Raw genomic sequence first — 10,926 nt, forward strand, 5'->3', positions numbered from 1 at the left:
TGGTACCCGTTTGGACCATTGTTGATTCCATAGTGCAAGCCGCCTAATGGCCACTGACTTTCCTGCGTGTACAGGCCGGAGAGCGTACGATAGAAGATCAATTCTGCTGCAGCTGCCGCATCTGCTTCAGCGGCTTTACTTCCACCACCCATTGCCAGTGAAATATAATTATTCTTTCCTTCCAGGGCAGATACCGGTGCGGATAAACCCAGCTTATAACCCTGCCCTTCATCCAGCACTGCTTTTGCAGCTGTCTTGGCTGCCTGCCAGCGGGCATTGCGATCACCGCTGGTATAAGCCAGCAGCTCAATATTGCTGTAAGAGCTAATCGTTGGCGATTTTGCTTTTGCTGTATTGGCATCGTGCAAATCACTGGCGGCATATAAAAGCACTCTCGACTTCAATGCTTTGGCAGATAATTCGGAGGCTCTGCCCGGAGTGGTTGTTTTGCCGTCCAGCAACAGAATTGCACTGTCCAGGTCAGAGATAATGGAACTTACTGTAGCATCAAAACTGCTGCGTTCAATGGAATAATCTTCATTTAATCCATAAGGACGTTTTACCAATGGCACTCCCCCGTAAAACCGCATTAACTGGTGGTAATAATAGCCACGCAGGAAATACGCTTCGCCAAGCAGGCGATCTTTTAAGGGCTGGTCGTCAAAGGTTGCTGTAGGAAGCCGGTTGATGGCAATATTTGCATCCCGGATGGCTTCGTACATATTATTCCAGTTATACGTTATACTTGACCAGGCCGGGTTAGAAGGCGTTTCTGCCGCTTCGGTAAACGTATTGATGTTTCTGCCCGCATGGGTAAACATGGCTTCATCGGTATACGCTGCCAATGCCTGCTCCTCGTACCCTCCGTATCCCAGGTAGGAATATACATTGTAGATAAATGCCTGGGCCAGCGGACCATCCGTCCAGGTGGATTCACTGGAAAACTCATTCTGGGGCTCTGTATTAAGAAAATCTTTTTTACATGCACCAGCGAGCACAAGAATAGCCATCGCTAAGCCGCTGATTATTTTCCTGTTTTTCATCTTGTACTAGTTTAAAAAGTTACACTGAATCCAAGGTTAATCACTCTTGATTGTGGATAATAAACACCGCTTTCCACAGTAGCTTCCGGATCGTACACCTTCATCTTATCTATGGTGAAAACATTCAAACCATTTGCAAACAACCGAAGGTTGCTGATCTTGAAGCGCTGTAGTAATTCCGGCGAAAGATTATAGCCGATTTCAATGTTCTTTAAGCGGATATAATTCTTATTAAACATGTAGTAGGTATTATTTCCGTAGTTACCCCCCGTGAAATATGTATCGCCCCTACTTGCAAGTCTTGGATGAACGCTGCTGGGGTTATCGATTGACCAGCGGTTTTTATAGAAATACTCCAGGTAGTTGCCGATATCGCCCGATTCGGTCTGAATTCTGATCAGCGCACCGGTTGCTCCCTGGAATAACAAACTCAGGTCAAACCCTTTATAACGTAAATCGAAATTAGCGCCATAGTTAAAAGTGGGGGTATTGTTTTTATCCAGCCTAACAGCATCGTCTGCATTGATCACATTATCCCCGTTCACGTCTTTTATTTTCATATCGCCCGGAATTAACTGCCCGGTTACCCCGCTGTAGTCGAGTGTATTTTTACTGATATCTTCCACATCTCTGAATACACCATCATACTGGAATGCGAGGAAGGCGCCAATCGGTTTTCCTTCCATTCGCTGATAATCCGGGATTCCGGGTGTTTCCGACATAAACACCACTTTGTTTTTGGCATAACCGCCGTTGATACCTGCCCTTATAACCAGGTCTTTTCCTACCCTGGTATTGTAGTTGAGGGAGAATTCAAACCCACGGTTGTTTACCTCTCCTAAATTCTGAGGCGGAAGGCGATCGGCAATACCTGAGGATCCTGGTGTAACACCTGTATTCGGTATCAGGATCTTAGTTCTGTTATTGAAAAAGTATTCGAGTGTTAGATCAAACTTCCCATCCAGTATCGTTGCATCCAGCCCCAGGTTATAGTTCTTGGCTCTTTCCCAGGTAAAGAAGGGGTTGGGCAATAATCGCTCATAAAGTGTATTCACCACCTGGCCATTGATCGGATAGGTGCCGGACCCGTAGATGGATAAATAGGCAAATTCCTGTAAGACGTTGTTATAAAGGATCTGGTCGTTCCCCATTTGACCATAGGATGCCCGTAGTTTCAGGTTATCGATTGCCTTAACATTCCACCAGTCTTCGTTTGAAACATTCCAACCCAATAAAAAGCCGGGGAAAAAACCAAACCTGGAATTTTCGGGGAACATATAAGATCCGTCGTACCGGAATAAGAGTTCGGCCAGGTATTTTTCTTTATAGTTGTATTGTGCCCTGCCATAATACCCCAGCCTGGCTCGGTCATAGGCACCCCCATCTGTACGTTGATTGGCGGTACCGCCTGCAGAAATCTGCGCTACTGCGGTGGAAAGAAAATCTCTCCGGTAGGCCAAAAACCCTTCTCCCTGGAAGGTTTCCCTGGTTACCCCAGCCATTAAACCAATGGAATGGTTTTCACCAATTTTGGTATCATAGTTCAGCATGGCGGTAAGGTTCGTATTCAGCACAGAGGAATAGGTTTGGGTTAACCGGGGATCTGTGAAATTGGAGCGGATAGCGCCCACCAGTAATGGTGTTACACCGTCTGCTTCATAGGAAATTTTATCCCAGGTATACAGTTTCCAGGGAGTTTGCCAGGCCTTGTTGGTGGCGGTTGTTTTATCAACGGCTCCGGATAAGGTAAGCTTGAGTCCTTTTACCCAGGGGTTGGTAATTTCAACGGATCCGTTTCCCTGTACAAAATCTGTGGGGTTACGAACATAACCAGTGGCATTTGTGGTAATTACATAGGGGTTTTGCCCGTTTTCAATATCGGGCCCGGGTAATCCGTTCGGCCATACTTCCGGTTCTGTAGGACGCCCCCGCATAAGCATCCTGAAAATGGAGCCCGCACTTTCTGTCGGATAGTTCCTGTCTTCCCGCCGGGCTAAAATTCCTACGTTTACATTGATATAGGGGTTTACTTTGGCGCTCAGGTTGGTCCGAAAATTATACTGCTTATAGAACGTAGCTGAATTTTTATAATACGCATCCTGGTTCACAAAACCCAGTGAAGTGAAGTACCGGATATTTTCAGAACCACCACTTAATTGCAGGTTATGCCTTACCTGGGGCGACCAGGTTTTGAAGGCGTCGCCAAACCAATCTGTATTGGGGTGACCCCAGGGATCGCTGCCATCTTTAAATTTCTGCACCGATTCCGGAGAATACTGCACACTGGGAACGCCCGGATAGGTTCCATTGGTTTGAATGGATTGCCAGGCAGCTTCCCAATTGGAGGGGTTTACATTCCTGTAAATCGGCAACTCATTCATGATGGTTGCATATTGATATGCATTGGCCATCTTGGGGATCCTGGCGGGCTGACTCCAGCCCTGGTTAAAATCATAGGATATCTTGGGTTTACCGGTAGTTCCCCGTTTGGTCGTTACAAGAATGGCGCCGTTGGCGGCCCGGGCACCGTAAATGGCTGCAGAAGCATCTTTCAATACGGAGATCGACTCAATATCTTTGGGATTGAGGCGCCCTAATCCGCCATCTCTGTCGGGAATTCCGTCAATTACCACCAAGGGACTACTATTACCCAGGGTATTATTTCCACGGATGCGGATCGTTGCTCCGTCATTACCCGGTTCGCCACTGGTCTGAATTACCACCAGGCCGGGTAAGCGGCCGGCTAGCGAGTTCGATAAATCAACAGCCGGCGATTTTACCAGTGCATCTCCCTTCACGGCTGCAACGGCTCCGGTTACGGTTACTTTCCGTTGGGTTCCATAACCTACCACTACCACATCCGACAATTGTTCATTAGATGCATTCATGGTTATGGAAACTGAGTTGGATGCCGTAAGGGTATATTCGAGATTTTTATACCCTACGAAACTGAATACCAGTACTTTATCGGACTCTTCTACCATCAGTTTAAAGATGCCGTCGTCGTTGGTGGTTGTACCGGACGACTTACCTTTTACGGTAACACTGGCATTTGCAATCGGGTTCCCTTTATCGTCTGTTACACGTCCATTGATTTCACGTCCCTGTTGGTATGGGGCAAAGACATATTTTCCCGGATAGGCTATAGCGCTAAGCGGGAATGCTATGCCGCATCCAACTACGGCAGTCAAAAGCAGCCCTGCCATACTTTTTCCAATAAGCTGGTGGAGTTTAAATGATGTGGTCATTTAAATAATTTAAATATGATTGAAATTGGATTCCTAAATCCCTAAATAGTTGATTATCATTTGAATGATATAACTATTTAAACCCTGAAGGGGTCAACTGACTGGTTTGGAGCTGGGAGCGTAGGGAAGGCGTTGGAATTCATCGCTCCGGACATGCCGGAGCCGGTGCAGCAATCGTGTCATAGTTATGGCTTTTAGTTATGGTCTTGTTAAATATATGATAAATATTATAATGGTCAATCAAACACTTAATAAATTTTTCATTATATGTTAAAAAAAACCAAACATGCGTTTAAATAGAGGCATGGACAAAAAAAGGAGCCCGAAGGCTCCTACATATAAACATTTAGTATAAACCAGGTATTACAGGGGATATTTGTTATCCGCTATTATTTTTGCGGCAATCCTGCGCTTGGCTTCTTTGCTGTTAAAGGGTGCTGCTTTTGTAAAGCGTTTCAACCCAAGCAGCATCATTCGCTGTTCATCGCCCTCTGCAAAAGCATTAATGGCATCTTTACCCTGTTTATGAATCAGGTCGGCCACATCGTATAGATAGGTACGAACGATATCAGCTTCCAGTTCGCAGGATCCTGCTCCGCGTTGATGGGTAAGTTTCATGAGCCGAAGCAGGGCTGATTCTGCATTGTAGGTAAGGATAGCCATGTCTGCAACATTCATCAGGATTTCCTGTTCTGCCTCTATCTTCATTTGTAATTTCTGAACAGCAGCGCCAGCGGTCAGGAGAATGGCTTTTTTAAAATTAGCGACCAATTTTTTCTCCTGGTCAAACGCAGCTTCTTCTGCAGTACCAAAATCCGGGATACTCATCAGCTCCTTCATAACTGCCATCGCCGGATTAAGCAGGTCCAGTTTACCTTTCATGGCACGTTTTAATACCATATCAACCGTCAGTAAGCGGTTTATTTCATTGGTACCTTCATAAATGCGATTAATTCGACTGTCGCGATAAGCTTTTGAAATTACATACTCATCACTATACCCGTTTCCTCCATGAATCTGTACGCCTTCGTCCACTACAAAATCCAGGACCTCGCTGCCAAATACTTTTAACATGGCGCATTCAATGGCGTATTCTTCGGCGGCGCCCAGCAGGGCTTCGTTAAAGGGTTTACCATTTGCCAATAGTTCCACTTCCTTATCATCAATCCATTTGCTGGCACGATACAGCGCGGTTTCACAGACCCAGATCCGGATCGCCATCTCAGCAATTTTATTTTTGATAGCGCCAAAATTGCTGATGGGTTGTTTGAATTGCTCTCTTGTATTGGCATACTGTATGGAGGTGTTAAATGCCCGCTTTGCACCACCTAAAGCAGCTGCACATAATTTAAGCCGTCCGATATTCAGGATATTGAAGGCGATGATATGTCCTTTCCCGATTTCACCCAATACGTTTTCAGCAGGCACTTTGCAATCCTGGAAATACAATTGCACGGTAGAAGAACCTTTAATGCCCATTTTATGTTCTTCAGGGCCCTGGGTAAAGCCTTCCATTCCACGCTCAATAATAAAACCGGTAAACTTATCGCCGTCTACTTTAGCAAAAACGGTATACACATCGGCAAAACCGCCATTGGTAATCCAGCATTTTTGTCCGTTTAGAAGATAATAGTTTCCATCTTCCGATAGCTTGGCAGTGGTTTTAGCGCCCAATGCATCAGATCCTGAATTAGGCTCCGTTAATCCATAAGCGCCCTTCCATTCGCCGGAAGCAAGCCGGGGAATGTATTTTGCCTTTTGCTCCGGTGTGCCGAAATAAAGGATCGGAAGAGTACCAATGCCCGTATGTGCCGCTACCGCAACCGAAAAAGAAAAGCCGCCACCCAATCCTTCATTCACCAGCGTAGCTGTAATGAAATCCTTCCCTAAGCCACCAAACTCCTCCGGAATAGACGACCCCAGTAAGCCCTGTTCCCCTGCTTTGTCTACGAGCGAAGGCATTAAACCGGGTTCTAGTTTGTCTATCCGATCTACAATTGGTAATACTTCCGTGTCCAGAAAACTGGCACACATTTCCTTTACCATTTGTTGTTCTTCATTGAAATCCTCCGGAATGAAGGTGTCTAATGCCGAACTTTCTTTGATCAACCATTCTCCACCCTTCAGGATGTTAGCTTGTTGTTGAGATGCACTGGACATGATTTAAAAATTAAGTGTCAAAAGTTATACATTACTGGTAGGAACAGCCTACCCTATTCACTTCAAATTATCATACACAATCTGTAAGACCGCTTTACAAATTTCCACCTGGTCTTCCGGTACCCCCGTCAGTGCTTCGTTCAGGGTTTCCTCGGCCAGCTCCATAGAGGTTTCCTGCATTTTCCTGGCTTCGGCAGTCAGGTAAATCATATTCATTCTCCGGTCTTCTTTCGACGATACCCTTTTTACCAGCTTTAGTTTTTCAAGATTGTCCACCAGCCGGGTAATACTGGGCTTGTCCCGGAAAGTGGCATTACAAAGCTCCTGCTGGCTGATACCGTCCTGTTTCCACAAATGATACAGTACGCTCCATTGCTCAATGGTAAGGTTCAATTGAGCCGTATTAAACTTCTTCTGTAACCTCCGCGCTATGGCAGTGGACGCTTTCCCTGTAATAAAGCTGTATAATTCTCCTTTCTTAAATTGGTTGTTTGGCATATAGTTAGTTAAACAACTATCCAAATCTACTGAATTTTTTTTATACCTGCAATCTTTTCCTTTTAATTTACGCCCTTAAAACAAGGCCTTTACTTGCGCATGGATAGTCCGTTTCAGCCGCTGCTACTTCACTATAAAAAACAGGAGATTCACTATAAAATAGTGGGTAAAGGACCTAAATGGGTGCTGGCATTGCATGGCTATGGCGAAACGGGGTCGGCTTTTTTTGCCCTTGCCGCTGAATTGGAACAGGAATACCGCTTTATTTGTCCGGATCTTCCATTACATGGTGTAACCAGTTGGGAAAAAGACCAGCCTTTTCATCCGGCCGATTTAGCAGCATTGGTTACCGAATGGAAACGAATTCACGAAATCGACCGTTTAATACTAGCGGGCTACAGCATGGGAGGTCGGCTGGCGAGCTGCCTGGTAACCCTTTCGCCTGCCGCCATTGAGGAGCTTTGGCTGCTGGCATCGGATGGTTATCATACCAATCCATGGTATTGGCTGGCCACGCAAACAGCTACCGGAAATCGTTTATTCCGGGCAACCATGGCCAATCCGGGCTGGCTGTTAGGGTTAATGAAAGCAGCCCGCTTTCTGCGCTTGCTGGATCCTGTTCTGCATAAATTTGCGCTTCAGTTCCTGGAAAAGGAAAAAAACAGGACAGATTTATACCACCGCTGGACCTTTTACCGGTATTTCAGACCGGTAAAACAGCCATTGAAAGATGCCCTGTTGAAAGAGCCGCTGTTTATTCGCCAGTATTTTGGAAAATTTGACCGGATTATACCCGTTTCGCACGGCAAATGGATCACCAGGCACCTGCCTCATTTATCGGAAACCATCATTTTTAACTGCGGCCATCGTTTGCTCGACCCCTCCATTGTACCTGGTATTGCCGCTGCTCTCAGAACCACTGATCCACCTGCAATGAAACGCCCCATATGATCACTTTTGCTGTTATACTTGTGCTGTTGCTACTCGCTTATACGGGATTGATAGGCTATTATCACAGGAGTTGGAAAGCCCTGCCAACGGCCACCGCGGTACCGGTGGAATTTATACCAGAAACATTTGTAACGGTATTGATCCCGGCCAGAAATGAAGCCCGGCAGATCAGGGCCCTGCTGCATTCCTATCTTCAGCAGAACTATCCGCCGCATCTTCGGCAATGTATTGTCATTGACGATTGTTCAGAGGATGAAACCGCTCGCCTTGTAATGGAATTTCAATCCTTTGGAATACAGCTTATCAGGCTTTCGGAGCAGGTATTGGATCAACCAATCAATTCCTATAAGAAAAAAGCCATTGAAACGGGTATTGCCGCATCATCCGGCACCCTTCTCCTAACCACGGATGCCGACTGTATACTTCCGCCCAACTGGATTTTACAACATGTTTATCTGCACCAGCAAAAAGGCATGGTTTTCATAGCGGGTCCTGTAAAGATCCTACCAACAAAAAACTGGTTGAACCGCTTTCAGGCCCTGGACTTTATTAGTCTGCAGGGAATAACCGGTGCATCGCTGTTCAAAAACTTGTATGCCATGTGCAATGGGGCCAATTTATCGTATACCCGGCAGGCATTTGAAGCAGTGCGTGGATTTGAAGGTATTGATCAGATTGCATCGGGAGATGACATGTTACTGATGCAGAAAATTTCGAGTAGGTTTCCGGGCAGGGTTGCTTACCTGAAATCTGCCGAAGCGATCGTAGAAACAGCTGCAATGCCCGATTTGGCCGCTTTCCTGCAACAGCGGATCCGTTGGGCAAGCAAAGCAACCCGTTACAAAGAAGCCAGCATTCAGTGGGTTCTTTTGCTGGTATACTTACTGAACCTGGGATTACTGGTATTTTTTATAGCCGGTTTATTTTCCCCGGCTTGGATACCGGTTTCCCTGGCATTGCTACTTTTTAAGGCGTTGATCGAATGGCCTTTTATGGCCACTGTTGCGTCATTTTTCGGTTATTCAAGCCTGGTAGCCTGGTTTCCCTTTTTTCAGCCATTACATATCGTATATACGGTTGCAGCAGGCGCATTTGGCCAGATGGGCGCCTATCATTGGAAAGGCAGAAAAGTACGCTAATTGTTTATTTTTATTATATGGCCCAAACGGAACGCCCCTCTCTTTGGATAAAACTATTACATCAGCCTTCAGCATTGATTGGGGGCAGCATAGCCCTGGCGGCGCTGGTGCTGGCCATCCTGGGGTATTGGATAAGTCCGGATTGCAGTCCGGATGCCAATCGTATGATCATTGAGATTTCGAGTAAAAAACCAGGTTTTACGCAACAGTTTTTGCTGTTGCCAAAATCACCCCGGCCGGTTATCCGATCCTGGTGGAGCAGGACTTTATACGGGCAACCGGATCAATTTACGTATTTACCCATCCGATCATTTCAGCTGGAAAAAGATTCGATCCGTTTTCAACAATTTATTGATGAGGGGCTGTATGAACAAAAAGTGCTTCCGTTGGCGGCCCTCACAGAACCCAGAGACCCTGCCAACGGCTCTTTTAATTCTGGTGAACCCATTGCTTCCAATAGGGCTCTTCCATTCATCAAACAGGAACGTTACCTATTAGGCACCGATAAATTTGGGCGAGATATTTTGAGCAGGCTGATCATCGGTACCCGCATTAGCCTGATGGTAGGTGGCATAGCCATGGCATTATCCTTAACCATTGGCTTGTTGCTGGGAACCATTGCAGGCTATTATGGGGGAAAATATGATCTGGTTATTATGTGGTTTATCAATGTTATCTGGAGCATTCCCACTTTGCTGCTGGTATTTGCTATAACCCTTTTATTAGGTAAGGGCTTTTGGCAGGTATTCATAGCAGTTGGACTTACCATGTGGGTGAATGTGGCCCGCTTGGTACGCGGACAGTTAATTGCTGCCAGAAACCTGGAATACGTGGAAGCTGCCAGAGCGCTGGGTTATCGTGATTGGCGAATTATGGTAAAACATATTCTTCCCAATATTATGGGGCCCGTACTGGTGGTTGCTGCTGCTAATTTTGCGTCTGCCATAGTGGTAGAAGCCGGCTTAAGCTTTCTTGGGGTGGGGGTTCAACCACCGCAACCAAGCTGGGGTGGTATGATAAAAGAGAACTATAATTTTATCATCACAAATAACCCGATGCTGGCGTTAGCACCGGGTTTTGCTATTATGTTGCTGGTATTGGCATTCAACCTGATTGGAAATGGGATCCGTGATGCGCTGGACGTTCGTTCCTGATCTTTATTTCCTGGAATACAAATAAAAACCGGTTTTAGTATTGCTGGGTTTGGACAGCGAAGTAACGGTTACGGTTACGCGCGAAACAGTAGTTGAAGGTGTATTGGTGATACTGAAAGTAGTGGTTGTGTTGGAAGTAGTTTGATTGGCGGTAAAAAATGCGGTAGTGCCATTTCCATCGGGCCTTGCGGAAACTTCTATCCGCACCCCCTGTGGTGGCATTTTTGAAGTTACGGTAACCGTTAAGGGAAAATTAGGCCCGGGTGCCGCCGCTTCCTGTTGACCATTCAAAACCGGTGTTGTTGTAATTACCAGGTTTTCCTCGGCTGGCTGGGGATCGTCTCCACCCCCACTACAGGATGGTAAAACAATTCCGGTTGTAAGTGAAACAAACAATAATCGAAGAAAAAATGCTTTCATGTAATGTGTATATTATACGTTAAGTCTAAAGATACTTCAAAAACCATTCTCCCTTCCCCCTCCTCCCCTTCCCTAAATCCTCACCTCCACATTCCTATTCAACGTTTCATCTAACGAAATAAAGGTTTCAGTTCGCTCAATTCCTTTGATTTTTTGCAATTGATCATGTAATACTACCCGTAAATGATTGATGTCTTTACAAATAATCTCCGCCAGGATACTGTAATTACCGGTGGTATAATTCATGCGTACAATCTCAGGGATTTTACTCAGTTCTCGGGCAACATTATCGTATAAAGAGCTCTTTTCCAGG

General features: G+C 45.8%; 9 protein-coding genes. 3 read left to right on the top strand and 6 right to left on the bottom strand.

Going from position 1 to position 10,926, the window contains the following annotated elements; genetic code table 11:
• The 4 genes from A1D16_RS01830 to A1D16_RS01845 form a co-directional block, all read right to left on the bottom strand.
• On the bottom strand, positions 1 to 1,043 hold a 1,043-nt coding region (locus A1D16_RS01830; RefSeq protein WP_290707192.1), incomplete at its 3' end, for a RagB/SusD family nutrient uptake outer membrane protein.
• Positions 1,044 to 1,054: 11 nt separating this feature from the next.
• On the bottom strand, positions 1,055 to 4,291 hold the full coding sequence (locus A1D16_RS01835) for a TonB-dependent receptor (RefSeq protein ID WP_290707193.1): 3,237 nt from the start codon (positions 4,289 to 4,291) through the stop codon (positions 1,055 to 1,057).
• A 363-nt stretch (positions 4,292 to 4,654) separates the two neighbouring features.
• Complete coding sequence (locus A1D16_RS01840) at positions 4,655 to 6,451, bottom strand: acyl-CoA dehydrogenase family protein (RefSeq protein ID WP_290707194.1); 1,797 nt, start codon at positions 6,449 to 6,451, stop codon at positions 4,655 to 4,657.
• A gap of 57 nt (positions 6,452 to 6,508) precedes the next feature.
• Positions 6,509 to 6,949 carry a MarR family winged helix-turn-helix transcriptional regulator gene (locus A1D16_RS01845; RefSeq protein WP_290707195.1) on the bottom strand — a complete coding sequence of 147 codons (441 nt, stop codon included), beginning with the start codon at positions 6,947 to 6,949 and terminating at the stop codon, positions 6,509 to 6,511.
• A gap of 99 nt (positions 6,950 to 7,048) precedes the next feature.
• Here A1D16_RS01845 and A1D16_RS01850 point away from each other — a divergent pair, with 99 nt between their 5' ends.
• From A1D16_RS01850 to A1D16_RS01860, 3 genes are read left to right on the top strand one after another with little or no spacing between them, the layout of a single operon-like run.
• Entirely contained in the window at positions 7,049 to 7,900 is an 852-nt protein-coding gene (locus tag A1D16_RS01850; RefSeq protein ID WP_290707196.1) for an alpha/beta hydrolase, read from the top strand.
• Entirely contained in the window at positions 7,897 to 9,039 is a 1,143-nt protein-coding gene (locus tag A1D16_RS01855) for a glycosyltransferase (RefSeq protein ID WP_290707197.1), read from the top strand. Before A1D16_RS01850 ends, A1D16_RS01855 begins: the two co-directional genes overlap by 4 nt.
• 17 nt (positions 9,040 to 9,056) lie before the next feature.
• On the top strand, positions 9,057 to 10,193 hold the full coding sequence (locus A1D16_RS01860) for an ABC transporter permease (protein WP_290707198.1): 1,137 nt from the start codon (positions 9,057 to 9,059) through the stop codon (positions 10,191 to 10,193).
• Between the two features lie 3 nt (positions 10,194 to 10,196).
• Here A1D16_RS01860 and A1D16_RS01865 read toward each other — a convergent pair whose 3' ends face one another.
• Together A1D16_RS01865 and A1D16_RS01870 are read right to left on the bottom strand one after the other, a co-directional pair.
• The gene (locus A1D16_RS01865) at positions 10,197 to 10,613 is read right to left on the bottom strand and encodes a hypothetical protein (RefSeq protein ID WP_290707200.1); all 417 of its coding nucleotides are present in this window, start codon (positions 10,611 to 10,613) and stop codon (positions 10,197 to 10,199) included.
• Between the two features lie 72 nt (positions 10,614 to 10,685).
• Positions 10,686 to 10,926: Lrp/AsnC ligand binding domain-containing protein (locus A1D16_RS01870; RefSeq protein WP_290707202.1), on the bottom strand; the 241-nt coding region annotated here is incomplete at its 5' end.

This window comes from Flavihumibacter sp. CACIAM 22H1 (genome assembly GCF_001601815.1).
GTDB lineage: Bacteria > Bacteroidota > Bacteroidia > Chitinophagales > Chitinophagaceae > Flavihumibacter.

Excerpts from the sequence above, each read along its gene's own strand:
- A1D16_RS01860 (WP_290707198.1), top strand. The coding sequence starts at position 9,057 with ATGGCCCAAACGGAACGCCCCTCTCTTTGGATAAAACTATTACATCAG.
- A1D16_RS01840 (WP_290707194.1), bottom strand. The coding sequence starts at position 6,451 with ATGTCCAGTGCATCTCAACAACAAGCTAACATCCTGAAGGGTGGAGAA.
- A1D16_RS01855 (WP_290707197.1), top strand. The coding sequence starts at position 7,897 with ATGATCACTTTTGCTGTTATACTTGTGCTGTTGCTACTCGCTTATACG.
- A1D16_RS01835 (WP_290707193.1), bottom strand. The coding sequence starts at position 4,291 with ATGACCACATCATTTAAACTCCACCAGCTTATTGGAAAAAGTATGGCA.
- A1D16_RS01850 (WP_290707196.1), top strand. The coding sequence starts at position 7,049 with ATGGATAGTCCGTTTCAGCCGCTGCTACTTCACTATAAAAAACAGGAG.
- A1D16_RS01865 (WP_290707200.1), bottom strand. The coding sequence starts at position 10,613 with ATGAAAGCATTTTTTCTTCGATTATTGTTTGTTTCACTTACAACCGGA.
- A1D16_RS01845 (WP_290707195.1), bottom strand. The coding sequence starts at position 6,949 with ATGCCAAACAACCAATTTAAGAAAGGAGAATTATACAGCTTTATTACA.